Origin of the sequence: Streptomyces sp. NPDC101225, assembly GCF_044767585.1 — a bacterium.
In the GTDB taxonomy this organism is placed as follows: domain Bacteria; phylum Actinomycetota; class Actinomycetes; order Streptomycetales; family Streptomycetaceae; genus Streptomyces.
In genome coordinates, this window is sequence record NZ_JBIWOE010000020.1 from 1 (window position 1) to 24,230 (window position 24,230).

Below are 24,230 nucleotides of genomic sequence, written 5' to 3' on the forward strand. Positions count from 1 at the left end.
CGACAGAACCAGCTACAAAGCCACCATCAGCATCGACATCCAGACCACCCGCACAACTTGACACCGGACACCCAGCGCTAACTACACGGCGTTGGCTCTAGATCCCCAGCTGTTTCGCCTCGTGCAGCTTGGCCACCGCGTCCTTGTCGCCCTCCAGTTCCACATGCGCGGCGTTCTGGCGGCCGTAGGAGAACAGGAGGAGTTCCGAGGGCTCGCCGGTGACCGTGACCACGGGCGTGCCGCGGTGGGCGACCGCCGTCTGGCCGTCCGGGCGGCGCAGGACGAGGCCGGTGGGGGCGCCGCGGCCCATCAGCCGGGCCGAGCGTTCGAGGCGGGACCACAGGGCGTCCTGGAAGACGGGGTCCAGCTCGCGCGGCGTCCAGTCGGACTGCGCGCGGCGGACGTCCTCGGTGTGGACGTAGAACTCCACCGTGTTCGACATCTCGTCGACCTGCTTGAGCTGGAACGGCGAGAAGCGCGGCGGGCCGGTGCGGATGAGCTGGATCAGCTCCTCGTACGGCTTGGCGGCGAACTCCGCCATCACCCGCTCCAGACGGGAGGCGAGCTGCTTGATCAGGATGCCGCCGGCGGCATCGGGGCGGCGCTCGCGCACCACGACGTGCGCGGCGAGGTCACGGGTCTGCCAGCCCTCGCAGAGGGTCGCGGCGTCCGGGCCCGCGGCCTCCAACAGGTCGGCCAGGAGAAGTCGTTCACGCTTGGCGAAAGTCGACATGGAGTCAGCCTACGGCCCCCTACCGGGTCCGCCCAGTGGACTCGCCACCGTGACGGCCGGTGCCGCGCGGCACAATGGCACCCATGACCAGCAAGCCCCCAGTCAGCAGCCTCGACCCGGAGATCGCCGCGCGCCTGAAGCGCAGTGCCGACGGGCTCGTCCCCGCCATCGCCCAGCAGTACGACACCGGTGAGGTGCTCATGCTCGGCTGGATGGACGACGAGGCACTGCACCGCACCCTGACCACCGGCCGCTGCACCTACTGGTCGCGCAGCCGCCAGGAGTACTGGGTCAAGGGCGACACCTCCGGCCACGTCCAGTGGGTCAGGTCCGTCGCGCTGGACTGCGACGCGGACACCGTGCTGGTCAAGGTCGACCAGGTCGGTGCCGCCTGCCACACCGGGGCACGCACCTGCTTCGAGGCCGACGTCCTGCACAAGGACGCCGATTCCGGTCCGTCCGGCGCGGATCAGTAAGGTCAGCCGCCATGGACCTCGAGACGTTCCGCAAGCTGGCCACCGACCGCCGTGTCATCCCGGTCACCCGCAAGCTCCTCGCCGACGGCGACACCCCGGTCGCGCTCTACCGCAAACTGGCCGCCGAGCGCCCCGGCACCTTCCTGCTGGAGTCCGCGGAGAACGGCCGCTCCTGGTCCCGCTACTCGTTCGTGGGCGTGCGCTCCGCCGCCGCCCTGACGTCGCGCGACGGCCAGGCGCACTGGCTCGGCGTCCCGCCCGTCGGCGTCCCCACGCAGGGCGATCCCCTCGCCGCCCTGCGCGCCACCATCGAGGCCCTGCACACCCCGCACCAGGAGGGCCTGCCGCCCTTCACCGGCGGCATGGTCGGCTATCTCGGCTACGACATCGTGCGCCGCCTGGAGAAGATCGGCCCCGGCGAGCGGGACGACCTCGAACTGCCCGAGCTGACCATGCTCCTCACCAGCGACCTCGCCGTCATGGACCACTGGGAGGGCTCGGTCCTGCTGATCGCCAACGCGATCAACCACAACGACCTCGACACGGGGGTCGACGAGGCCCACGCCGACGCCGTCGCCCGCCTCGACGCCATGGAGGCGGACCTCACGCGCGCGGTCGCCCAGCCGCCCGCCGTGCTCCCGCCCTCCGAACTGCCGGAGTACACCGCCCTGTGGGGCGGCCCCGACTTCCGGGCGGCCGTCGAGGACGTCAAGGAGCGCATCCGCGCGGGCGAGGCCTTCCAGGTCGTCCCCTCGCAGCGCTTCGAGACGCCGTGCACGGCGAGCGCGCTGGACGTCTACCGGGTGCTGCGGGCCACCAACCCTTCGCCGTACATGTACCTCTTCCGGTTCGACGGCTTCGACGTCGTGGGCTCCAGCCCCGAGGCGCTGGTGAAGGTCGAGGACGGGCAGGCCATGGTGCACCCCATCGCCGGCACCCGGCCGCGCGGGGCGACCCCGCAGGAGGACCAGGCCCTCGCCGACGAGCTGATGGCCGACCCCAAGGAGCGCGCCGAGCACCTGATGCTGGTCGACCTCGGCCGCAACGACCTGGGACGGGTCTGCGAGCCGGGTTCGGTCGAGGTCGTCGACTTCATGTCGGTCGAGCGGTACTCGCACGTGATGCACATCGTCTCGACCGTCACCGGCACGGTCGCCCGGGGCCGCACCGCCTTCGACGTCCTCACGGCCTGCTTCCCGGCCGGCACCCTCTCCGGCGCGCCCAAGCCGCGGGCGATGCAGATCATCGACGAACTCGAGCCGTCCCGGCGGGGGTTGTACGGCGGCTGCGTCGGCTACCTCGACTTCGCGGGCGACTCCGACACCGCCATCGCCATCCGCACGGCCCTGCTGCGCGGCGGCACGGCGTACGTCCAGGCGGGCGCAGGCATCGTCGCCGACTCCGACCCGGTCGCCGAGGACCAGGAGTGCCGCAACAAGGCGGCCGCCGTGCTCCGGGCCGTCCACACGGCGAACAGGCTCGGCGGATAGGACGTCCGGGGGCGGTGGGGCGCTTCTCACGTGAACCCCGGGTGACGGTTCGCACGGGGTTCGGGTGATAGTGGAGTACGTGACTGCTGCTCCTCACCCCCGTTCCGAAGCCGACGGACCCGCACGGGCCGGCCGCCGGAGTCTCGCCATTGCCCTGCTGTGCGGTGCGCTCGGCGCGGCCGTCGCGCTGCTGTCCACCCGCCAGCGCTGGTCGGAGGGCACCACGACGGTGGCCGGCGGCGCCTTCTCCCTGACCGCCAAGGGCAGCGACGTCACCGGCGTCCCCGCGGCGCTCGCCATAGTGGGCCTCGCCGCGCTCGTCGCCGTCTTCGCCGTCCGCAGCGGCGGCCGCCTGCTGGTCTCGGCCCTGCTCGCGCTCTCCGGCGCCGGCACCGTCGCCGCGGCCCTGCTCGGCGTCTCCGACACCTCCGCGCTCGACGAGAAGGCCGCCCAGGCCGCCGGAGACACCTCGGCCACGGTGGGCGCCCTCACCCACACCGCCTGGCCCTACGTCGCGGCGGCCGGCGGCGCCCTGCTCCTCGTGGCCGGACTGCTCGCCCTGCGCTACGGCCGCCAGTGGCCCACGATGTCCGGACGCTACGAACGCACCGGCGCCCCCAAGCCCCGCCGCAGGCCCGCGGCCGTCGACCCCGACCGCCCCGAGGACATCTGGAAGGCCCTGGACCGGGGCGAGGACCCCACCGGCGCGTAGCCTCCCGCGAGGCGCACCGCGTCCGGTCCACCACCGGAGCCGACGCACGATGGCCACCCCCGAGCGGCGGGCCCGCGCGCGTGCGGGACAATGTTCCACGAGCGTCCGGCTCAGACACGAATACAGCAATGAGGAGCAAGCAATGGCGGGCAGCAGCCACGGTCACACCCCGGCCGCCTGGACCGGTGTCATGATCGCCTTCGTCGGTTTCTGCGTCGCGGGTGCCTTCATGGTGATGGCTCAGCCCGCGGGCTTCTGGGCCGGTATGGGCATCGTGGTCGTCGGCGGTGTCGTCGGCTGGGTCATGAGCGCGATGGGCATGGGACAGCCGAAGGACGCGCACCAGGACTTCCAGACGGCGCTGGCGCAGAGCCAGGCCGCCGCGAGCCCGACGAAGGGCTGACCCCGTACGGCGTCCGCGTCCACCGCTGAGGGGCGATCCGGCACCGGATCGCCCCTCACGCGCGCGTGGCGGCCCCGCCGGGGGGAGAATGCTGGACGTGAACGCCGAGAGCCCGATTCCCCTCCAGGCGACCGCCGGCCGTACGGCGGTGTCCCGGCTCGCCGTGCCCGCCGGACTGCTCGCGGCCGTCGCCGGGGCCTTCGCCTACGTCGGCACGGTGGACCCGAACCGGCCCGGCCACTACCCCGTCTGCCCGCTCTACGGGTTCACCGGCATCTACTGCCCCGGCTGCGGTGGCCTGCGCAGCGCGTACTCCTTCATCCACGGCGACTTCCTGGCGGCCCTCCAGGACAACGCTCCCGCGGTCGTCGGCTATCTGGGCTTCGCCGTGCTGTGGACCGTATGGGTGGTGCGTGCGGCCCGCGGCCGGCCGCTGCGCCTCGACCTCGGGCCGGTCCACCTGTGGACCGTGGGAACGTTGCTGCTGGTCTTCACGGTTGTCCGGAACCTGCCGTTCGGTGGCTGGCTCCATCCTTGATCAACAGGGGAACGTCCAGGTAGTGGGACCGGCGTCAACCGGATGCGAGGCCTACGCCCTCCTGCGGATACCATCGCAGTGACCACCGGTTTTCCCCCTGGGTCAACCTCTGAACAGTCAACCGTCTGGAAGGGGGCCGCTCGCGTGAGTGTGCTCGACGAGATCATCGACGGAGTCCGTGCCGACCTCGCGGAGCGGCAGGCGCGCGTCAGCCTCGACGAGCTCAAGGAACGCGCGGCGAAGGCCCCCGCGGCCAAGGACGGGCTGGCCGCGCTGCGCGGCGACGGTGTCAAGGTCATCTGTGAGGTCAAGCGCTCCAGCCCCTCCAAGGGCGCGCTGGCCGCGATCGCCGACCCGGCGGGACTCGCCGCGGACTACGAGGCGGGCGGCGCGGCCGTCATCTCCGTCCTGACCGAGCAGCGCCGCTTCGGCGGCTCGCTGGCCGACCTGGAGGCCGTGCGGGCCCGGGTCGACATCCCGGTGCTGCGCAAGGACTTCATCGTCACCTCGTACCAGCTGTGGGAGGCCCGCGCGTACGGTGCCGACCTCGCGCTGCTGATCGTCGCCGCCCTGGAGCAGCCGGCCCTGGAGTCGCTGATCGAGCGCGCGGAGTCCATCGGCCTCACCGCGCTCGTCGAGGTCCACGACGAGGACGAGGTCGAGCGGGCCGTCGACGCGGGCGCGAAGGTGATCGGCGTCAACGCGCGCAACCTCAGGACCCTCGAGGTCGACCGGGGCACGTTCGAGCGCGTCGCGCCCGAGATCCCGGCCCATCTCGTCCGCGTGGCCGAGTCCGGCGTCCGCGGTCCGCACGACCTCATCGCGTACGCCAACGCCGGGGCCGACGCGGTCCTCGTCGGCGAGTCCCTGGTCACCGGCAAGGACCCGAAGTCCGCGGTCTCCGACCTGGTCGCGGCGGGCGAACACCCCGCCCTGCGGCACGGCCGGGGCTGACGCCCGGCTAGGCTTGTCCCGATGACTCTCACCGTGACCACCATGGACCGGCACGCCCGCCTCGCGCGTGGCTGCCGCCCTCGCGGCTGCCGTGCTCCGGCCCGCCGCGTGCACGGCCGCAGGGTCAGGTACGTCATCGGAGACGAACCCGGGCAGGTCAACGGCCGACGATGGCAGCGCGCCCCACGGGGGCGCGGGGAACCGCGCGGCCGGCCCGCCACGGCCTGAGGCCGCACGACAGGCTCCGCCCCCACGGCGATCAGTGTCCTTCCACGCACTCACCGTGAGGTATCCGCATGCCCAGCGACTTCTTCATCCCCGACCCCTCGGGTCAGGTCCCCACGCCCGAGGGCTACTTCGGCGCGTTCGGCGGCAAGTTCATCCCGGAGGCCCTGGTCGCCGCCGTGGACGAGGTGGCCGTCGAGTACGACAAGGCCAAGCACGACCCCGAGTTCGCCCGTGAACTCGACGACCTGCTGGTCGACTACACCGGCCGGCCCAGCGCCCTGACCGAGGTGCCCCGGTTCGCCGAGCACGCCGGCGGTGCCCGGATCTTCCTGAAGCGGGAGGACCTCAACCACACCGGCTCCCACAAGATCAACAACGTCCTCGGCCAGGCCCTGCTCACCCGGCGCATGGGCAAGACCCGCGTCATCGCCGAGACCGGCGCCGGCCAGCACGGCGTGGCGACCGCCACGGCCTGCGCGCTGTTCGGCCTCGACTGCACCATCTACATGGGCGAGATCGACACCGAGCGCCAGGCCCTGAACGTGGCCCGCATGCGCATGCTCGGCGCCGAGGTCGTCGCGGTGAAGTCCGGCAGCCGTACCCTCAAGGACGCCATCAACGAGGCCTTCCGCGACTGGGTCGCCAACGTCGACCACACCCACTACCTCTTCGGCACGGTCGCCGGCCCGCACCCGTTCCCGGCCATGGTCCGCGACTTCCACCGCGTCATCGGCGTGGAGACCAGGCGCCAGCTGCTGGAACGCGCCGGCCGTCTCCCGGACGCCGCCGTCGCCTGCGTGGGCGGCGGCTCCAACGCCATCGGCCTCTTCCACGCCTTCATCCCGGACGCCTCCGTCCGCCTGATCGGCTGCGAGCCGGCCGGGCACGGCGTGGAGACGGGCGAGCACGCGGCCACGCTGACCGCGGGCGAGCCCGGCATCCTGCACGGCTCCCGCTCCTACGTCCTGCAGGACGACGAGGGCCAGATCACCGAGCCGTACTCCATCTCGGCCGGTCTGGACTACCCGGGCATCGGCCCGGAGCACTCCTACCTCAAGGACAGCGGCCGCGGCGAGTACCGCGCGGTCACCGACGACGCGGCGATGCAGGCCCTGCGCCTGCTGTCGCGCACCGAGGGCATCATCCCGGCGATCGAGAGCGCGCACGCCCTCGCGGGCGCCCTGGACGTCGGCAGGGAGCTGGGCGGGGACGGCCTGATCGTCATCAACCTGTCCGGCCGCGGCGACAAGGACATGGACACGGCCGCCCGCTACTTCGGCCTGTACGACACCGACGCGGAGGTCGCCGCCGACCGGGCCGACACCGCCGAGATCGAGGGGGACGCCAAGTGAGCGGCACCATCCAGCTGTTGACGGACACCCTCGCCCGCGCCAAGGCCGAGGGGCGCTCCGCGCTCATCGCCTACCTCCCGGCCGGCTTCCCGACCGTGGACGGCGGCATCGAGGCGGTCAAGGCGGCCCTGGACGGCGGCGCGGACGTCGTCGAGGTCGGCCTGCCGCACAGCGACCCGGTCCTCGACGGGCCCGTCATCCAGACCGCCGACGACATCGCCCTGCGCGGCGGCGTCAAGATCGCGCACGTCATGCGGACGGTCAAGGAGGCCTACGAGGCCACCGGCAAGCCGATCCTCGTCATGACGTACTGGAACCCGATCGACCGCTACGGCGTCGAGCGCTTCACCGCCGAGCTCGCCGAGGCGGGCGGCGCGGGCTGCATCCTGCCCGACCTGCCGGTGCAGGAGTCGGCGCTGTGGCGGGAGCACGCCGACAAGCACGGGCTGGCCACCGTCTTCGTGGTCGCGCCCAGCAGCAAGGACGAACGGCTGGCGCAGATCACCGGCGCGGGCAGCGGCTTCGTCTACGCGGCCTCGCTGATGGGCGTCACGGGCACCCGCGAGTCGGTCGGCGCGCAGGCGCAGGACCTGGTCGGGCGCACCCGGGCCACCGGCACGGGCCTGCCCGTCTGCGTCGGTCTCGGCGTCTCCGACGCCGGGCAGGCCGCCCAGGTCGCCGGCTTCGCCGACGGCGTGATCGTCGGCTCGGCCTTCGTCAAGCGGATGCTGGACGCGCCGGACCACGCGGCCGGCGTCGAGGCCGTCCGCTCGCTCGCCGCCGACCTCGCGAAGGGCGTGCGCGGCCAGGCGTAGACGTCGCGTGTCACCCTCGTCCCCCTTACGGGTGGATCTGGCACCGGGGAGGCGCAATGCGCCTCCCCGGTTCGTTCTGGGGGTGTGAGCGAGAAGAACCGTGAGGAAAAGCGCACCGCCCGGGAGCGGCTGGCGGACGAGCGCGCGAAGCAGAAGGCCGCCGACAAGCGACGGCGGGCGCTGATCGTGGGCGCGAGCGTCGTCTGCGTCCTGGGCCTTGCCGCCGTGATCGGCGTGGTCGCCGCGAACTCGGGCAAGGACAAGACGAAGGCGTCCGGCCCGGCCGTGGCGCCCTCCGGGGCACAGGGCAAGGACAGCCTGGCCATCCCGGTGGGCAAGGACGGCGCCAAGTCGACGCTCACGATCTGGGAGGACTTCCGCTGCCCGGCCTGCATGGCCTTCGAGACGGCGTACCGCCCCACGCTGCACGAGCTGACCGACTCCGGGCAGATGCGGATCGAGTACCACCTGGTCAGGCTGATCGACGGCAACCTCGGAGGCACCGGCTCGCTGCGCGCGGGCAACGCCGCGGCGTGCGCCCAGGACGCCGGGAAGTTCCGCGACTACCACGACGTGCTGTACGCGAACCAGCCGAAGGAGACCGACGACGCCTTCGGCGACAACAGCAAGCTGATCGGTCTGGCGGGCAAGGTGAAGGGCCTCGACACGCCCGCCTTCCGCTCCTGCGTCGACGGCGGCACGCACGACAGCTGGGTGAACAAGTCCAACGACGCCTTCAAGGCCGGCGGCTTCGGCGGGACGCCGACGGTTCTGCTCAACGGCAAGAACATCTACCAGGACCAGACGATGACGCCCGCGAAGCTGAAGCAACTGGTGCAGCAGGCGAACAAGGGGTAAGAGATTCACGTCCGCCCGTTATGGAGCCGTAGCCGGTCCGCCTGCCGTCCGGCCCGCCCGGCACGGTAGCGTCGACCTTGCCATGGAAGAACTTGCCTACATTCCGAGCCCGTCGCGTGGGGTGCTGTACCTCGGCCCCATCCCGCTGCGCGGCTACGCGTTCTGCATCATCATCGGCGTCTTCGTCGCGGTCTGGCTCGGCAACAAGCGCTGGATCGCCCGCGGCGGACGGGCCGGCACGGTGGCCGACATCGCTGTCTGGGCGGTGCCCTTCGGTCTCGTCGGCGGCCGGCTCTACCACGTCATCACGGACTACGAGCTGTACTTCAGCGAGGGCCGTGACTGGGTGGACGCCTTCAAGGTGTGGGAGGGCGGGCTCGGCATCTGGGGCGCCATCGCTCTCGGTGCCCTGGGCGCCTGGATCGGCTGCCGCCGCCGCGGCATCCCGATGCCCGCGTACGCCGACGCCGTCGCGCCCGGCATCGTCCTCGCCCAGGCGCTCGGCCGCTGGGGCAACTGGTTCAACCAGGAGCTGTACGGCAGAGAGACGCACGTCCCCTGGGCGCTGCACATCACGTCCTCGACCGACGGACGTGTGCCCGGGTACTACCACCCGACGTTCCTCTACGAGTCCCTGTGGTGCGTCGGCGTCGCCTTCCTGGTCATCTGGGCCGACCGCCGCTTCAAGCTCGGGCACGGACGGGCGTTCGCGCTCTACGTCGCCGCCTACTGCGTGGGCCGGGCCTGGATCGAGTACATGCGCGTCGACGACGCCCACCACATCCTGGGCCTGCGGCTGAACGACTGGACCGCGCTGCTCGTGTTCCTGCTCGCGGTGGCGTACATCGTCGTCTCGTCGAGGATCCGGCCGGGGCGGGAGGCCGTGGTCGAGCCGGGTGTCTCCGACGGGGAGGCCGACGGTGACGGCCCGGCCGGTGACGCTCCGGCCGGGGACGAAGGCACCGTTGAGGACGCCGGTGCGAAGGACGAGGACGGGGACGCGGACGCGGACACCGGCGTCAAGGACGAGGCGACGGACGGCGCCGGGTCGGCCAAGAAGAGCTGACCCTCTCAGAGGAATGCCTGCCGGCGGCCGGCCGGCGACAGCGTGCGGTGCGCCGTCGCCACCACCGCCGCGTCGACGAACCGGCCGTTCGGCAGGGCCTGGGCGCCCTGCCGGGTCGTCGCCGCCTTGACGACCGTCTCGGCCTCCTCGATCTCCCACGCCGTGGGCAGGCAGGCCCGTTCGATGATGGGCAGCTGGCGCGGGTGCATGGCGGCCCGGCCGAGGAGGCCCAGGGTGCGGCCGCGGGCGCACGAGGCCGCGAGCCCCTCCAGGTCGCGGATGTCCGGGTGGACCGACTGCGGGGGCGGAGGCCACGACGGCGATGGGCGGGGCGCCCGCCATCGCCGCGGCGACGCCCGCCGCCACCGCCTGGCCGCCGTAGATGCCCTCGCCGTCATGGCTGGCCGAGCCGTCGATGGCGGCCAGCCGGGCCGCCTCGGCGGGGCGCCCCGCGGCGAAGACGCCGAAGGGGGCCGCGCGCATGGCCAGGCCGTCGCTCCAGGCGTGCCGGTGCTGGGCCGAGATGGGCGCGGCGAGACCGCGGCGGAGGTTCTCCAGGGTGCCGCGTTCGCTGAAGCCCGCGCCGCGGAACGGCCCCTCCTCCCGGTCCGCGATCCACTCGTGCCAGGCCGCCTCCACATGGGCCGGGGTGAGGGCCGCGCCGTGCCGGGCGAGCAGCAGACCGGAGAAGATCGCGTACTCGGTGTCGTCGGTGCCGCAGGGGCGGTCGGTGACATAGCCGGTGATACGGCCCCGGCGGGCGCGGATCTCCGAGGGCCTCATGTTCTCCGCCGGGGCCCCGAGGGCGTCACCGACGGCGAGGCCGAGCAGCGCGCCGCGCGCCCGTTCGCGGATTCCGGCGGCGTCGCCGGGCGGCGGGACGGAGGGAGTGCAGGCGACCGATGTCATACGCGCGCGGCCTCTCCCGCGGGACTCCGGTACTCCGGGAGCCGTTTGCGGATGTGTCCCACCGGAGCGGTTCCGCCGAGCCCGGCGGGCGCCGGCGTCACCCGGTCGGCATGTGCGCGCAGGCCGTGGCGGATGACCGGCCGCGGGCGAAACCGCAGGTTAGCCGAGCCTTTCCTTGGTGGCGGGGAGGGAATGCGAGGCGTACATTCTGGGTTGTCGAAACATAGAACGTGTCCAAAGTTAGCTTTGGCTTAGCTTTCCTGGGGGAGACCCGTGGCCATCATCGAGACCGAAGCCGCGCTGCACGAAGCGCACCGCGACAACCACACGCACCGGGATGTGAACGGCGGCTGGCTGCGCCCCGCCGTCTTCGGCGCGATGGACGGCCTGGTCTCGAACCTCGCGCTGATGACCGGTGTCGCCGGTGGCGCCGTCGGCCGGCAGGCCATCGTGCTGACCGGGCTGGCGGGCCTCGCGGCCGGAGCCTTCTCGATGGCCGCCGGTGAGTACACGTCCGTCGCCTCGCAGCGCGAGCTCGTGGAGGCGGAGCTGGACGTGGAGCGCAGGGAGCTGCGCAAGCACCCCAAGGACGAGGAGGCGGAGCTCGCGGCACTCTACGAGGCCCGCGGGGTCGAGCCCGAGCTGGCGCGGGAAGTGGCCCGGCAGCTGTCGAAGGACCCCGAGCAGGCGCTGGAGATCCACGCCCGCGAGGAGCTCGGCATCGACCCCGGCGACCTGCCGTCCCCGCTGGTCGCGGCCGTGTCGTCGTTCGGGTCCTTCGCGCTGGGCGCCCTGCTGCCCGTGCTGCCGTATCTGCTCGGTGCGACCGTGCTGTGGCCGGCCGTGCTGCTCGCGCTCTTCGGGCTGTTCGGCTGCGGTGCGGTGGTGGCCCGGGTGACGGCACGCAGCTGGTGGTACAGCGGACTCAGGCAGCTCGCCCTCGGCGGTGCGGCGGCCGGTGTGACGTACGCCCTGGGCATCCTCTTCGGGACGGCCGTAGGATAAAGGCCGTTGCAGACTATGCGTTGGGCCGCATAAGTAGCCGTTACTCGCTGGTTTCGGATGCATGACCACGGGGCATGAGCCGTAAGCGCTGTGGGCAATGACGCCTGTCGCGCACCCGCGGGGCGGGCGACGACGCCCCTCCCGCCTTGGACCGACGGACATCGATCTGTCCCGTTCGGTCCCCATGGCTTCCACCGCAGGCGCGGTACCCCCGCCGCCCCGCGGTGTCCGCATGTTGGAACGAAGCATCCGCTTCCCGAGAACCGCTCCATCATGTAACCTGCACGAAATTTTGCACCGAGCAGAGGGCCAACGTCGTCCCTCGGCACCTTGAACATGCCACCTGAGACGACGACGGGAGAGCCGATGCGTACGCCGCGCCAGCCGTCCCAGCATTCCGCGAATGGCCAGAACTGGTCCTTCATGGATGCTCGCCCTGCTGCGCAGGGTATGTACGACCCCCGCAACGAACGCGACGCGTGCGGCGTCGGCTTCGTGGCCACCCTCACCGGCGAGGCGTCCCACACCCTGGTCGAACAGGCCCTGACGGTGCTGCGCAACCTCGAACACCGCGGCGCCACCGGCTCCGAGCCGGACTCCGGCGACGGCGCCGGCCTGCTCGCGCAGGTGCCCGACGCCTTCTTCCGCGAGGTGGCCGGTTTCGAGCTGCCCGAGGCGGGCGCCTACGCGGTCGGCATCGCCTTCCTCCCCGAGGAGGGCACCGACGACGCCGTCTCGCGCATCGAGACGATCGCCGCCGAGGAGGGCCTCACGGTGCTCGGCTGGCGCGAGGTCCCGGTCGCCCCGGAACTCCTCGGCGCCACCGCCCGTTCGACCATGCCCGCCTTCCGGCAGATCTTCGTGACGGACGGTGCGAGCAAGGGCATCGCGCTCGACCGCAGGGCCTTCGCGCTGCGCAAGCGCGCCGAGCGCGAGGCGGCCGTCTACTTCCCCTCGCTCTCCGCCCGCACCATCGTCTACAAGGGCATGCTGACCACCGGCCAGCTGGAGCCGTTCTTCCCGGACCTCTCCGACCGCCGCTTCGCGTCGGCCATCGCGCTGGTCCACTCGCGCTTCTCCACGAACACCTTCCCGTCGTGGCCGCTCGCGCACCCCTACCGCTTCGTCGCGCACAACGGTGAGATCAACACCGTCAAGGGCAACCGCAACTGGATGCGCGCCCGCGAGTCGCAGCTGGTCTCCGACCTGTTCGGCGAGCAGAGCCTGGAGCGTCTGTTCCCGGTGTGCACGCCGGACGCCTCCGACTCGGCGTCCTTCGACGAGGTGCTCGAACTGCTGCACCTGGGCGGCCGTTCGCTGCCGCACTCCGTGCTGATGATGATTCCGGAGGCGTGGGAGAACCACGACTCCATGGACCCGGCCCGGCGTGCCTTCTACCAGTTCCACTCCACGATGATGGAGCCCTGGGACGGCCCGGCCTGTGTCACCTTCACCGACGGCAGGCAGGTCGGCGCGGTCCTCGACCGCAACGGACTGCGCCCCGGCCGCTACTGGGTCACCGACGACGGCCTGGTCGTCCTCGGCTCCGAGGTCGGCGTCCTCGACATCGACCCGGCCAAGGTCGTGCGCAAGGGCCGGCTGCAGCCCGGCCGCATGTTCCTCGTGGACACGGCCGAGCACCGCATCATCGAGGACGACGAGATCAAGGCGACGCTGGCCGCCGAGCAGCCGTACGCCGAGTGGATCGAGGCCGGCGAGATCGAGCTGGGCGACCTGCCCGAGCGCGAGCACATCGTCCACACCCACGCCTCGGTCACCCGCCGCCAGCAGACCTTCGGTTACACCGAGGAGGAGCTGCGCGTCATCCTCGCGCCGATGGCCAAGGCCGCCGCCGAGCCGATCGGTTCGATGGGTACGGACAGCCCGATCGCGGCCCTGTCCGAGCGTCCGCGGCTGCTCTTCGACTACTTCACCCAGCTGTTCGCGCAGGTCACCAACCCGCCGCTGGACGCCATCCGCGAGGAGCTCGTCACCTCGCTGCGCTCCTCGCTGGGCCCCTCGGGCAACCTGCTCGAACCGACGGCGGCCTCCTGCCGCTCGGTCCTGCTGCCCTTCCCGGTGATCGACAACGACGAGCTGGCCAAGCTCATCCACATCAACGCCGACGGCGACATGCCCGGCTTCAAGGCGGCGACCCTCTCCGGCCTGTACCGGGTCTCCGGCGGCGGCGACTCGCTGGCCGCGCGCATCGACGAGATCTGCGCCGAGGCCGACGCCGCCATCGAGAACGGCGCCCGGCTGATCGTCCTGTCGGACCGCCACTCGGACGCCGAGCACGCGCCGATCCCGTCGCTGCTGCTCACCGCGGCCGTCCACCACCACCTCATCCGCACCAAGCAGCGCACCCAGGTGGGCCTGCTGGTCGAGGCCGGCGACGTCCGCGAGGTCCACCACGTCGCCCTGCTCATCGGCTTCGGCGCCGCGGCGGTCAACCCGTACCTGGCCATGGAGTCGGTCGAGGACCTGGTCCGCGCCGGCACCTTCCTGACGGACATAGAGGCCGAGCAGGCCATCCGCAACCTGATCCACGCCCTCGGCAAGGGCGTGCTGAAGGTCATGTCCAAGATGGGCATCTCGACCGTCGCCTCCTACCGCGGCGCCCAGGTCTTCGAGGCCGTCGGTCTCGACGAGACCTTCGTCGAGAAGTACTTCAACGGCACGGCCACCAAGATCGGCGGCGTCGGCATCGACGTCATCGCCAAGGAGGTCGCCGCCCGCCACGCGAAGGCGTACCCGGCCTCCGGCATCGCGCCGGCCCACCGCGCCCTCGAGATCGGCGGCGAGTACCAGTGGCGCCGCGAGGGCGAGCCGCACCTGTTCGACCCGGAGACCGTCTTCCGCCTCCAGCACTCCACGCGCACCGGCCGCTACGACGTCTTCAAGAAGTACACCGAGCGGGTCAACGAGCAGTCCGAGCGCCTGATGACGCTGCGCGGCCTGTTCGGCTTCAGGTCCGGCCGCGAGCCGATCTCCGTCGACGAGGTCGAGCCGGCCTCCGAGATCGTCAAGCGCTTCTCCACCGGCGCCATGTCCTACGGCTCCATCTCGCGCGAGGCGCACGAGACGCTCGCCATCGCCATGAACCAGCTGGGCGGCAAGTCCAACACCGGCGAGGGCGGCGAGGACCCGGACCGCCTGTACGACCCGGCCCGCCGGTCCGCCATCAAGCAGGTCGCCTCCGGCCGCTTCGGCGTGACCTCCGAGTACCTGGTCAACGCGGACGACATCCAGATCAAGATGGCCCAGGGCGCCAAGCCCGGCGAGGGCGGGCAGCTGCCCGGCCACAAGGTCTACCCGTGGGTCGCCAGGACCCGTCACTCCACCCCGGGTGTCGGTCTGATCTCCCCGCCGCCGCACCACGACATCTACTCCATCGAGGACCTGGCCCAGCTCATCCACGACCTGAAGAACGCGAACCCGCAGGCGCGGATCCACGTGAAGCTGGTCTCGGAGGTCGGCGTCGGCACGGTCGCCGCGGGTGTGTCGAAGGCGCACGCGGACGTGGTGCTCATCTCCGGCCACGACGGCGGCACGGGCGCCTCCCCGCTCACCTCGCTGAAGCACGCGGGCGGCCCCTGGGAGCTCGGCCTCGCCGAGACCCAGCAGACCCTGCTGCTCAACGGCCTGCGCGACCGCATCGTGGTCCAGACGGACGGCCAGCTCAAGACGGGCCGTGACGTGGTCATCGCCGCGCTGCTCGGCGCCGAGGAGTTCGGTTTCGCGACCGCGCCGCTCGTCGTCTCCGGCTGCGTGATGATGCGCGTCTGCCACCTGGACACCTGCCCGGTCGGCATCGCCACCCAGAACCCGACCCTGCGGGACCGGTTCACCGGCAAGGCCGAGTACATCGTCAACTTCTTCCGGTACATCGCCGAAGAGGTCCGCGAGATCCTCGCCGAGCTCGGCTTCCGCTCCATCGAGGAGGCCGTCGGCCACGCCGAGGCGCTCGACGTGACCCGCGCGGTCGACCACTGGAAGGCGCAGGGCCTGGACCTCGAGCCGCTGTTCCACGTGCCCGAGCTGCCCGAGGGCGCGGTGCGCCACCGGCTGATCGAGCAGGACCACGGCCTGACCAAGGCGCTCGACAACGAGCTGATCAAGCTCGCCGCCGATGCCCTGGCCGCGGACTCCGCCACCGACGCCCAGCCGGTGCGCGCCCAGGTCGCCATCCGCAACATCAACCGCACGGTCGGCACCATGCTCGGCCACGAGGTGACGAAGAAGTTCGGTGGCGCGGGCCTGCCCGACGACACCGTCGACATCACCTTCACCGGCTCGGCGGGCCAGTCCTTCGGCGCCTTCCTGCCGCGCGGTGTCACGCTGCGCCTGGAGGGCGACGCCAACGACTACGTCGGCAAGGGCCTGTCCGGCGGCCGCGTGATCGTCCGCCCGGACCGGGGCGCGGACCACCTCGCCGAGTACTCGACGATCGCGGGCAACACCATCGCCTACGGCGCCACCGGCGGCGAGCTGTACCTGCGCGGCCGTACGGGCGAGCGGTTCTGCGTCCGCAACTCCGGCGCGCTGGTCGTCTCCGAGGGCGTGGGCGACCACGGCTGCGAGTACATGACCGGCGGTCACGCGGTGGTGCTCGGCGAGACGGGCCGCAACTTCGCGGCCGGCATGTCGGGCGGTGTCGCGTACGTGATCGACCTGGACGTCGACAACGTCAACGTCGGCAACGCCAGCGCCGTGGAGGCCCTCGACGACTCCGACAAGCAGTGGCTGCACGACGTCGTGCGCCGGCACCAGGAGGAGACGGGCTCCACGGTCGCCGGGAAGCTGCTCGCCGAGTGGGACACCGCCGTGGAGCGCTTCAGCAAGATCATCCCCAGCACGTACAAGGCAGTGCTCGCCGCCAAGGACGCCGCCGAGCGAGCCGGTCTCACCGAGACCGAGATCACCGAGAAGATGATGGAGGCGGCGATCAATGGCTGACCCGAAGGGCTTCCTGAACCACGGCCGTGAGGTCGCCAAGACCCGCCCCGTCACCGAGCGCGTCAAGGACTGGAACGAGGTCTACGTCCCCGGCTCCCTGCTGCCGATCATCAGCAAGCAGGCCAGCCGCTGCATGGACTGCGGCATCCCGTTCTGCCACAACGGCTGTCCGCTGGGGAACCTGATCCCCGAGTGGAACGACTACGCCTACCGCGAGGACTGGGCGGCCGCCTCCGAGCGCCTGCACGCGACCAACAACTTCCCGGAGTTCACCGGCCGTCTCTGCCCGGCGCCCTGCGAGTCGGCGTGCGTGCTCGGCATCAACCAGGCACCGGTCACCATCAAGAACGTCGAGGTCTCGATCATCGACAAGGCGTGGGAGACCGGGGACGTCGCCCCGCAGATCCCCGAGCGCCTGTCCGGCAAGACCGTCGCCGTCATCGGCTCGGGCCCGGCGGGCCTGGCCGCCGCCCAGCAGCTGACCCGGGCCGGCCACACCGTCGCCGTCTACGAGCGTGCCGACCGCGTCGGCGGCCTGCTGCGCTACGGCATCCCCGAGTTCAAGATGGAGAAGCGGCACATCAACCGCCGTATCGAGCAGATGCGCGCGGAGGGCACCCGCTTCCGTACCGGCATCGAGATCGGCCGCGACCTCAAGGCGACCGACCTGAAGAAGCGGTACGACGCGGTCGTCGTCGCCGCCGGCGCGACGACCGCCCGTGACCTCCCGGTCCCCGGCCGCGAGCTCCAGGGCATCCACCAGGCGATGGAGTACCTGCCCCTGTCCAACAAGGTCCAGGAGGGCGACTACGTCACCGCCCCGATCTCGGCCGAGGGCAAGCACGTCGTGGTCATCGGCGGCGGCGACACCGGCGCCGACTGCGTGGGCACCGCCCACCGCCAGGGCGCGGCCTCCGTCACGCAGCTGGAGATCATGCCCCGCCCGAACGACGAGCGGCACCCGACCAGCCAGCCCTGGCCGACCTTCCCCATGCTCTACAAGGTCACCTCGGCGCACGAGGAGGGCGGCGAGCGGGTCTACTCCGTCTCCACGACCCACTTCGAGGGCGACGAGGACGGCAACGTCCAGTGGCTGCACCTGACCGAGGTCGAGTTCGTCGACGGCAAGCTGACCTCGAAGCCGGGCACGGAGCGCAAGATCCCCGCCCAGCTGGTCACCCTCGCCATGGGCTTCACCGGCACCGACCGCGACAACGGCCTGGTCGACCAGTTCGGCCTGGAGCTCGACGAGCGCGGCAACATCGCCCGCGACGCCGACTTCCAGACCAACGTCCCCGGTGTCTTCGTCGCCGGTGACGCGGGCCGTGGCCAGTCGCTCATCGTGTGGGCGATCGCCGAGGGCCGCTCCGCCGCCAAGGGAGCGGACCGCTTCCTGACCGGCGCCAGCGACCTGCCGGCCCCGATCCGCCCGACGGACCGCTCCCTGATGGCCTGACGGCCCCTCGGGAAGCACCACAGGACGTCCCGTACAAAGGCGTACGGAACACCGACGGCGCCCGTCCCCCTGAGTCCCCGACCGGACTGTGGGCGGGCGCCGTCGCATGTCCGCCGTCGGCTACGGCACCCTGTACGTCTCCCCGTACACCTTCCACGTCAGCGGTGTCTTCAGGTTCAGGTTGCCGTCGTAGAGGAACTGGCGCTGGGCCGTGTCGATGCGGGAGGTGTCGATGCCGGCCTTCTTGGCCCGCATCGCCTTGCGGCGGACGTCCAGGAAGATGTCCAGGTAGTGCTTCTCGGAGCCGCCCTGGGACGGGGTGTCCGCCTCGCGCATGGCGCGCTCGCGCAGCCCGTAGAAGCTGTTCGGGCCGGTGCCGGGGCCGTGGAAGACCAGGGCGTCGTAGTAGATGAACTGGCCCAGCGTGCCGAGGCCGTCGAGCTTGGCGAGGCGGACGGCCGGGTTGAAGTAGACGCGGTCGCGCTCCTCGTCCTGGGCCCGGCGGAAGGCCGGCAGCCGGGCCTCGGCCTTCCACGCGGCGGTGAAGCCCGGGTCCAGGCCCTTGTGGGAGTCCGTGCCGTCGACGGCGCGCAGGGCCGGGAGGTACCCGGCGAGGCCGTTGCCGGGGTGCGCCTTGGTGTAGCGCTCCACCAGGGTGAGCAGGTCGTGCGTGCCGGTGCAGAAGCCGATGACGCCGGCCGTGTAGCCCTGGCCGTCGCCGATGTCCTCGATGTAGCCGTACGCGCTGCGCCAGTCCAGGGTCGAGTTCTCGGCGCTCGCGACCAGCTTCTGGGCCAGCTCCTTCTTGGCCGGGGCGGCGAGGCCGGGCGGCAGGTCGGCGATCACCTCGTCGTCCTCCGCCCGCTCCTTCTCGGCCCGGTTCTTGGCGTCCGCGGCGCCGTGCTGCGCCGCGGACACGGTGGTCTTCGGGGTGCCGTCGTCGGAGTGCGCGGGCGTGAGGACGTAGACGCCCGCCGTGATGACCACGGGGAGGGCCGCGAACAGCAGACAGCCGGCACGTTTCATGGGGCACACATTACGTGCACATGTTCCATGATCGGATCACACGGTCAGCTCCGCGACCTTCGCCATGCTGAGGACCACCAGCAGCGCCAGCACGGCGACGCAGGTACCGGCCTGGACGAGGTCGCGGCGCTGGTCCCGCGGCGCGTAGGCGTACGCCAGCGTCACCAGGCCGCCCGCGAGCAGCCCGCCGAGGTGGCCCTGCCAGGAGGTGAGGCCGGCGGAGATCAGCAGCCACAGCAGCAGGCCCGCCATGAAGCGGTTGACGGTGCTCATCTCGGCGCCGAGGCGGCGGGCCATCACGTAGTACGCCGCCCCGAGCCCGAAGATCGCACCGGAGGCGCCGAGCGTGGGGGTGCCGGGCGCGAGCAGCAGGACCAGGACCGAGCCGCCGAGCGCGGACAGCAGGTACAGCGTGACGTAGCGGACCCGGCCCAGCTGGTACTCCACCACCCGGCCGATGTTCCACAGCGCCACCATGTTCATCACGATGTGCAGGATCCCGAACGTCCCCCCGGTGACCGGGAGATGGAGGAACGCGCCGGTCAGCAGGCGGTACCACTCGCCGTCCACGACACCTTCCGCGTGGTAGCCCGAGGGGTGGGCGGCCTGCCAGACGTAGTGGCCGCCGTCCGGTCCCGCGAGGCCGCGGCCCAGCATCTCGAAGCGGTCCACGAACGCCGGGCGCACCAACTCGGCCAGGTACGCGAGCACGTTGACGCCGATCAGCACGTACGTCACCACGGGCACGGCCGCGATCCGGCCGCCGAACACCGTGCGCGCCTGCCGCACCGACCGCGCGCCCTCCTTCACGCACTCCACGCACTGGTGGCCGACGGCCGCCTCCCGCATGCAGTCCGGGCAGATGTAGCGGTCGCAGCGGGTGCAGCGGACATGGGACTCCACCTTGGGGTGGCGGTAGCAGGTGGTGACGGCGGACTCGGGTTCCACAGCCGGCTCCTCGGAAGGGGTGGGACGGACGGTGAGCCGGTGGGGACGGCGCCGAACAAAATAACGAACACCGGTGGCGGATGGGAGAGTAGGGGTCATGGTTGCGATCAGTCTCAAGAAGGTCGAGGAGACCGCGCCCGCGCTGGTCAGCCTGTACAAGAGCGCGGGGGTCTCGCTGCACCGGCACGGCCTGGCGGGAACGCGTGCCGCCGTGTACCTGGTGGTCGACCACTCCGGCTCCATGAAGCCGTACTACAAGGACGGCAGTGTGCAGGCGCTCGCCGACCGGGTGCTCGGCCTGTCCGCACACCTCGACGACGACGGACGCGTGCCGGTGGTCTTCTTCTCGACGGACGTCGACGCCGAGACCGACATCGAGCTGGCCCGTCACGAGGGCCGCATCGAGCGGATCGTGGCCGGCCTCGGGCACATGGGGCGGACCAGTTACCACCTGGCGATGGACGCCGTGATCGACCACTACCTCGACAGCGGTTCCACCGCCCCCGCGCTCGTCGTCTTCCAGACCGACGGCGGCCCGATCAGCAGGCTCGCCGCCGAACGGTATCTGTGCAAGGCCGCGAAGCTGCCCCTGTTCTGGCAGTTCGTGGGCTTCGGGGACCCGGACAGCAAGCAGTTCGACTTCCTGCGCAGGCTCGACGAACTGGCGGTGCCGGACCGGCGGGTGGTGGACAACGCCGGGTTCTTCCACGCCGGTGCGGACCCCGCGGCGGTGTCCGACGAGGAGCTGTACGACCGGCTGGTCGGGGAGTTCCCGACGTGGCTGGTGGCGGCGCGGGCCCAGGGGATCCTGCCGCCGTCCTGACCGGACCGTTGGCCCGGGCCGGGCCCCCGTGCCACCCTGAGGATGATCCGACGGGGAGGCGACGAACGTATGGACGGCGCACGATCGGGGAACGAAACGGCGAGCTCCGCACGGAGGGAGCCGGCCGGCCCGGGCGAGCGGATCGCCGACTGGGCCGACGGGCGGCTGGGGCTCTACGGGCTGGCCAGGGCCAACATGCGCAAGGTCTTCCCGGACCACTGGTCCTTCATGCTCGGGGAGATCTGCCTCTACAGCTTCCTCATCCTGATCCTCACCGGCATCTACCTCACCCTCTTCTTCGAGCCGAGCGGCGTCGAGGTGATCTACCACGGCTCGTACACCCCGCTCAACGGCATCTCGATGACGCGGGCCTACGAGTCCACCCTCGACATCAGCTTCGACGTGCGCGGCGGGCTGCTGATCCGGCAGATCCACCACTGGGCCGCGCTGGTCTTCGTCACCGGCATGCTCGTGCACATGATGCGGGTGTTCTTCACCGGCGCCTTCCGCAAGCCGCGCGAGCTCAACTGGCTGTTCGGCTGGACCCTGCTGCTGCTCGGCATCATCACCGGGCTGACCGGCTACTCGCTCCCCGACGACCTGCTCTCCGGCACCGGCATCCGCTTCGCCGACGGCGCGATCCTGTCGATCCCGATCGTCGGGACGTATCTGTCGATGTTCCTGTTCGGCGGGGAGTTCCCGGGGCACGACATCATCTCGCGGCTGTTCCCGGTCCACGTCCTGCTGCTGCCCGGGATCATGCTGGGCCTGGTGGTCGCCCATCTGATCCTGGTCTTCTACCACAAGCACACGCAGTACCCGGGGCCCGGGCGGGACCAGAAGAGCGTGGTCGGCATGCCCTTCCTGCCGGTCTACATGGCGAAGGCGGGCGGCTTCTTCTTCCTCGTCTTCGGTGTGCTGGCGATCATGGGCGGCATCGCGAGCATCAACCCCGTGTGGGCCTTCGGCCCGTACCGGCCCGACCTCGTCACCACCGGCGCCCAGCCCGACTGGTACCTCGGCTTCTCCGAGGGCCTGATCCGGGTGATGCCGGGATGGGAGATCAACGTCTGGGGCCACACGCTGGTGCCCGGTGTCCTCATCCCCTTCTCGCTCTTCCCGCTGATCCTGCTCGCCCTCGGGCTCTACCCCTTCGTCGAGGCATGGATCACCGGCGACCGGCGTGAGCAGCACATCCTGGACCGGCCGCGCAACGTGCCCGTCCGCACCGGCCTGGGCGTGGCCTGGCTGACGCTGTACGCGGTCCTGCTGATCGGCGGCGGCAACGACATCGTGGCCACGCATCTGCATCTGTCCATCAACGCGATCACCTGGTTCGTGCGGATCGCGTTCTTCGTGGCGCCGGTGGCCGCGTTCGTGATCACCAAGCGGGTCTGCATGGGCCTGCAGCGCCGGGACCGGGACAAGGTGCTGCACGGCAGGGAGAGCGGCACCATCAAGCGGCTGCCGACCGGCGAGTTCGTCGAGGTCCACGAACCCCTCGCGCAGGACCAGCTGTTCACACTCACCCAGCACGAGCAGAATCCGCCCTACGAGATCGGTCCGACGGTCGACGCCAACGGTGTGCGGCGGCCGGTCACGGTCTCCCAGCGGGTGCGCGCGCAGCTGGCCCGCGCCATGTTCGGGTCCGACTCGCGCATCCCGAAGCCGACGGTGGAGGAGTACCGCGAACTCACCGGCGGCGATCACCACCACTGAGCACCACGTCCCGGCACTCCTGGGGCCCGCCCCAGGCGGAGCGCAGCGCACGGGCCTTGGTCAGCCACAGGAACAGGTCGTACTCGGCGGTGTACCCGATCGCGCCGTGCAGCTGCAGCGCGGCACGGGCGGTGGCGTACGCAGCCTCGCACGCGGTGACCTTGGCGGCCGCGACGTCGGCGGGCGCGAGGGTCGAGGCGGCGCCGAGGAGAACCGGCCGCGCGAACTCCAGGGCGATCTTCGCGTCGGCGAGACGGTGCTTGACGGCCTGGAACGAGCCGATGGGGACGCCGAACTGGGTGCGCTGCCCGGTGTACGCGACGGTGCGGTCCAGGAGGGCGAGGCCGACGCCCAGGGCCTGGGCGGCGGTGGTGAGGCGGGCGCAGGCCAGTGCGCGCTCGACGGACCGCGGCCCGCTGAGCAGCTCCCCGCCCGGCGCCAGGAGCGCGAGCCGGCGGGCCGGGTCGAGCGACGTCCGCAGCGGGCCGTGGCCGGGGGCGAGCCGCACACCGCCGGGCGTCACCGAGAGCCGGACGGTGGCCACGTCCGCATCCAGCGCGCGCCCCTTCGGGAGCCAGCGTGGCCATCGCCGCGCCCGACGCCAGCGGCGGGAGCAGCCGCTCGGCGTCCCGGCCCGGCCCGGTGAACAGCGCGGCCGCGGCGACCGTCTCCACCAGCGGCCCCGGCACCGCGTGCCGTCCCAACTCGACGAAGGCGAGAGCGAGTTCGACCGGGCGCAGGCCCACGCCGCCGTACTTCTCCGGCACCGCGAGCGAGAAGACGCCCGCCTCGGCGACACGGGACCACAGCGCACGTCCGCGCGCAGGGTCGCCCTGGCTCCAGTCCCGGACGGCCGACGGAGTGTCCGCCGCCGTGAGCATGGCGTCCAGGGAGGCGGCGAGGGCGCGGCGGCCATCCTTCCCTAACAAGTGTTTGGTAGGTTGGCGTGGAGCCGTGACAGCCGTCGAGAGCCCTGTGTACGAACCGGGACACGGGCTGCTGAAGGGACGCACCGCCGTCATCACCGCCGCCGCCGGCGCGGGCATCGGCGGTGCGACCGCACGGCGCTTCCTGGAGGAGGGCGCACGCGTGCTGATCAGCGACGCGCACGCTCGGCGGCTGAAGGAGCACGAGGCCGAGCTGGCGGGCGAGTTCGGGGCGTCGTCGGTGGCGGCGCTGCCCTGCGACGTCACCGACGAGCGCCAGGTCCAGGCCCTGTTCGAGGCGGCCCTGGGGGAGCACGGCCGGCTGGACGTCGTGGTCAACAACGCCGGTCTGGGCGGCACTTCGGCCCTCGCCGACATGACCGACGAGCAGTGGACCCGCGTCCTCGACGTGACGCTGAACGGCACCTTCCGGTGCACCCGGGCGGCGCTGCGGCGGATGCGGGCGGACGGCCGCGGCGGCGTGATCGTCAACAACGCCTCCGTCGTCGGCTGGCGCGCCCAGGCCGGGCAGGCGCACTACGCCGCCGCGAAGGCGGGCGTGATGGCGCTGACCCGGTGCGCCGCGATGGAGGCCGCCGGGTTCGGCGTGCGGGTCAACGCCGTCTCGCCGAGCCTCGCCATGCACCCGCACCTGGCGAAGGTGACGACGCCCGAGCTGCTCGAGGAGCTCACCGCGCGCGAGGCGTTCGGGCGGTACGCCGAGCCCTGGGAGGTGGCCAACGTGATCGTGTTCCTGGCGTCCGGGTATGCCTCGTACCTCACCGGGGAGGCCGTCTCCGTCAGCAGCCAGCACCCCTGAGGACCGGAGCAGCT

20 protein-coding genes and 3 pseudogenes are annotated in these 24,230 nt (G+C 71.6%); 17 read left to right on the plus strand and 6 right to left on the minus strand.

Annotated features, from left to right (window positions below):
• Window positions 1–97 precede the first annotated feature (97 nt).
• The gene (locus tag ACIRPX_RS25850; RefSeq protein WP_404199025.1) at window positions 98–733 is read right to left on the minus strand and encodes a TIGR03085 family metal-binding protein; all 636 of its coding nucleotides are present in this window, start codon (window positions 731–733) and stop codon (window positions 98–100) included.
• Between the two features lie 83 nt (window positions 734–816).
• Between ACIRPX_RS25850 and hisI the strand changes: the two genes are divergently transcribed.
• The 11 genes from hisI (at window position 817) to lgt (ending at window position 9,625) form a co-directional block, all read left to right on the plus strand.
• Window positions 817–1,209, plus strand: coding sequence for a phosphoribosyl-AMP cyclohydrolase (hisI, locus tag ACIRPX_RS25855; RefSeq protein WP_404199027.1), 393 nt, complete (start codon window positions 817–819; stop codon window positions 1,207–1,209).
• 11 nt (window positions 1,210–1,220) lie between these two features.
• Window positions 1,221–2,699, plus strand: coding sequence for an anthranilate synthase component I (locus ACIRPX_RS25860; protein ID WP_404199028.1), 1,479 nt, complete (start codon window positions 1,221–1,223; stop codon window positions 2,697–2,699).
• 70 nt (window positions 2,700–2,769) lie between these two features.
• Window positions 2,770–3,411, plus strand: coding sequence for a TIGR02234 family membrane protein (locus ACIRPX_RS25865; protein WP_404199031.1), 642 nt, complete (start codon window positions 2,770–2,772; stop codon window positions 3,409–3,411).
• A 142-nt stretch (window positions 3,412–3,553) separates the two neighbouring features.
• Complete coding sequence (locus tag ACIRPX_RS25870; RefSeq protein WP_404199034.1) at window positions 3,554–3,814, plus strand: HGxxPAAW family protein; 261 nt, start codon at window positions 3,554–3,556, stop codon at window positions 3,812–3,814.
• 88 nt (window positions 3,815–3,902) lie between these two features.
• Window positions 3,903–4,352, plus strand: coding sequence for a DUF2752 domain-containing protein (locus ACIRPX_RS25875; protein WP_404199036.1), 450 nt, complete (start codon window positions 3,903–3,905; stop codon window positions 4,350–4,352).
• Between the two features lie 144 nt (window positions 4,353–4,496).
• A complete protein-coding gene (trpC, locus tag ACIRPX_RS25880; protein WP_404199038.1) occupies window positions 4,497–5,306 on the plus strand; it encodes an indole-3-glycerol phosphate synthase TrpC in 810 nt (269 codons plus the stop codon).
• Between the two features lie 42 nt (window positions 5,307–5,348).
• Window positions 5,349–5,534, plus strand: coding sequence for a tryptophan biosynthesis modulator TrpM (gene trpM / locus ACIRPX_RS25885; RefSeq protein ID WP_404199391.1), 186 nt, complete (start codon window positions 5,349–5,351; stop codon window positions 5,532–5,534).
• A gap of 68 nt (window positions 5,535–5,602) precedes the next feature.
• Window positions 5,603–6,886, plus strand: a complete 1,284-nt coding sequence (gene trpB, locus ACIRPX_RS25890) for a tryptophan synthase subunit beta (RefSeq protein WP_404199040.1) — start codon at window positions 5,603–5,605, stop codon at window positions 6,884–6,886.
• Entirely contained in the window at window positions 6,883–7,701 is an 819-nt protein-coding gene (trpA, locus tag ACIRPX_RS25895; protein ID WP_404199042.1) for a tryptophan synthase subunit alpha, read from the plus strand. Before trpB ends, trpA begins: the two co-directional genes overlap by 4 nt.
• Before the next feature lie 84 nt (window positions 7,702–7,785).
• Window positions 7,786–8,559 (plus strand): DsbA family protein, encoded by a 774-nt coding sequence (locus ACIRPX_RS25900; RefSeq protein WP_404199044.1) that lies wholly within the window; start codon window positions 7,786–7,788, stop codon window positions 8,557–8,559.
• 82 nt (window positions 8,560–8,641) lie between these two features.
• Window positions 8,642–9,625 carry a prolipoprotein diacylglyceryl transferase gene (gene lgt / locus ACIRPX_RS25905; RefSeq protein ID WP_404199047.1) on the plus strand — a complete coding sequence of 328 codons (984 nt, stop codon included), beginning with the start codon at window positions 8,642–8,644 and terminating at the stop codon, window positions 9,623–9,625.
• A 5-nt stretch (window positions 9,626–9,630) separates the two neighbouring features.
• On the opposite strand, the pseudogene ACIRPX_RS25910 reads toward lgt, so the two are convergent.
• A pseudogene (locus ACIRPX_RS25910) lies at window positions 9,631–9,933 on the minus strand (CoA ester lyase); the annotation flags it as partial.
• A pseudogene (locus ACIRPX_RS25915) lies at window positions 9,914–10,534 on the minus strand (ADP-ribosylglycohydrolase family protein); the annotation flags it as partial. The pseudogenes ACIRPX_RS25910 and ACIRPX_RS25915, both read right to left, overlap by 20 nt.
• 273 nt (window positions 10,535–10,807) lie before the next feature.
• On the opposite strand from ACIRPX_RS25915, the gene ACIRPX_RS25920 reads away from it, so the two are divergent.
• The 3 genes from ACIRPX_RS25920 to ACIRPX_RS25930 all read left to right on the plus strand — a co-directional run bounded on the left by ACIRPX_RS25920 (window position 10,808) and on the right by ACIRPX_RS25930 (window position 17,954).
• The gene (locus ACIRPX_RS25920; RefSeq protein ID WP_404199050.1) at window positions 10,808–11,539 is read left to right on the plus strand and encodes a VIT1/CCC1 transporter family protein; all 732 of its coding nucleotides are present in this window, start codon (window positions 10,808–10,810) and stop codon (window positions 11,537–11,539) included.
• Window positions 11,540–11,905: 366 nt separating this feature from the next.
• Window positions 11,906–16,498, plus strand: coding sequence for a glutamate synthase large subunit (gene gltB / locus ACIRPX_RS25925; RefSeq protein ID WP_404199052.1), 4,593 nt, complete (start codon window positions 11,906–11,908; stop codon window positions 16,496–16,498).
• Window positions 16,491–17,954 (plus strand): glutamate synthase subunit beta, encoded by a 1,464-nt coding sequence (locus ACIRPX_RS25930; RefSeq protein ID WP_404199054.1) that lies wholly within the window; start codon window positions 16,491–16,493, stop codon window positions 17,952–17,954. The genes gltB and ACIRPX_RS25930 overlap by 8 nt, the downstream gene beginning before the upstream one ends.
• Window positions 17,955–18,074: 120 nt before the next feature.
• Here the strand turns inward: ACIRPX_RS25930 and ACIRPX_RS25935 are convergent, their stop codons facing one another.
• Both ACIRPX_RS25935 and ACIRPX_RS25940 read right to left on the minus strand, forming a co-directional pair.
• Window positions 18,075–18,980, minus strand: a complete 906-nt coding sequence (locus tag ACIRPX_RS25935; protein ID WP_404199057.1) for a chitosanase — start codon at window positions 18,978–18,980, stop codon at window positions 18,075–18,077.
• Between the two features lie 36 nt (window positions 18,981–19,016).
• A complete protein-coding gene (locus tag ACIRPX_RS25940) occupies window positions 19,017–19,928 on the minus strand; it encodes a rhomboid family intramembrane serine protease (protein WP_404199059.1) in 912 nt (303 codons plus the stop codon).
• A 97-nt stretch (window positions 19,929–20,025) separates the two neighbouring features.
• Between ACIRPX_RS25940 and ACIRPX_RS25945 the strand changes: the two genes are divergently transcribed.
• Window positions 20,026–20,751 (plus strand): vWA domain-containing protein, encoded by a 726-nt coding sequence (locus ACIRPX_RS25945; RefSeq protein WP_404199062.1) that lies wholly within the window; start codon window positions 20,026–20,028, stop codon window positions 20,749–20,751.
• 69 nt (window positions 20,752–20,820) lie between these two features.
• Window positions 20,821–22,470, plus strand: a complete 1,650-nt coding sequence (locus ACIRPX_RS25950; protein WP_404199064.1) for a cytochrome bc complex cytochrome b subunit — start codon at window positions 20,821–20,823, stop codon at window positions 22,468–22,470.
• On the opposite strand, the pseudogene ACIRPX_RS25955 reads toward ACIRPX_RS25950, so the two are convergent.
• A pseudogene (locus ACIRPX_RS25955) lies at window positions 22,445–23,351 on the minus strand (acyl-CoA dehydrogenase family protein). The gene ACIRPX_RS25950 and the pseudogene ACIRPX_RS25955 sit on opposite strands and share 26 nt — an antisense overlap.
• Window positions 23,352–23,424: 73 nt before the next feature.
• Between ACIRPX_RS25955 and ACIRPX_RS25960 the strand changes: the two are divergent.
• Window positions 23,425–24,216, plus strand: coding sequence for an SDR family oxidoreductase (locus ACIRPX_RS25960; protein WP_404199067.1), 792 nt, complete (start codon window positions 23,425–23,427; stop codon window positions 24,214–24,216).
• The last annotated feature ends 14 nt before the right edge of the window (window positions 24,217–24,230 follow it).

Excerpts from the sequence above, each read along its gene's own strand:
- ACIRPX_RS25850 (WP_404199025.1), bottom strand. The coding sequence starts at position 733 with ATGTCGACTTTCGCCAAGCGTGAACGACTTCTCCTGGCCGACCTGTTG.
- hisI (WP_404199027.1), top strand. The coding sequence starts at position 817 with ATGACCAGCAAGCCCCCAGTCAGCAGCCTCGACCCGGAGATCGCCGCG.
- ACIRPX_RS25860 (WP_404199028.1), top strand. The coding sequence starts at position 1,221 with ATGGACCTCGAGACGTTCCGCAAGCTGGCCACCGACCGCCGTGTCATC.
- ACIRPX_RS25870 (WP_404199034.1), top strand. The coding sequence starts at position 3,554 with ATGGCGGGCAGCAGCCACGGTCACACCCCGGCCGCCTGGACCGGTGTC.
- ACIRPX_RS25875 (WP_404199036.1), top strand. The coding sequence starts at position 3,903 with ATGCTGGACGTGAACGCCGAGAGCCCGATTCCCCTCCAGGCGACCGCC.
- trpM (WP_404199391.1), top strand. The coding sequence starts at position 5,349 with ATGGACCGGCACGCCCGCCTCGCGCGTGGCTGCCGCCCTCGCGGCTGC.
- trpB (WP_404199040.1), top strand. The coding sequence starts at position 5,603 with ATGCCCAGCGACTTCTTCATCCCCGACCCCTCGGGTCAGGTCCCCACG.
- lgt (WP_404199047.1), top strand. The coding sequence starts at position 8,642 with ATGGAAGAACTTGCCTACATTCCGAGCCCGTCGCGTGGGGTGCTGTAC.
- gltB (WP_404199052.1), top strand. The coding sequence starts at position 11,906 with ATGCGTACGCCGCGCCAGCCGTCCCAGCATTCCGCGAATGGCCAGAAC.
- ACIRPX_RS25930 (WP_404199054.1), top strand. The coding sequence starts at position 16,491 with ATGGCTGACCCGAAGGGCTTCCTGAACCACGGCCGTGAGGTCGCCAAG.
- ACIRPX_RS25935 (WP_404199057.1), bottom strand. The coding sequence starts at position 18,980 with ATGAAACGTGCCGGCTGTCTGCTGTTCGCGGCCCTCCCCGTGGTCATC.
- ACIRPX_RS25945 (WP_404199062.1), top strand. The coding sequence starts at position 20,026 with ATGGTTGCGATCAGTCTCAAGAAGGTCGAGGAGACCGCGCCCGCGCTG.
- ACIRPX_RS25950 (WP_404199064.1), top strand. The coding sequence starts at position 20,821 with ATGGACGGCGCACGATCGGGGAACGAAACGGCGAGCTCCGCACGGAGG.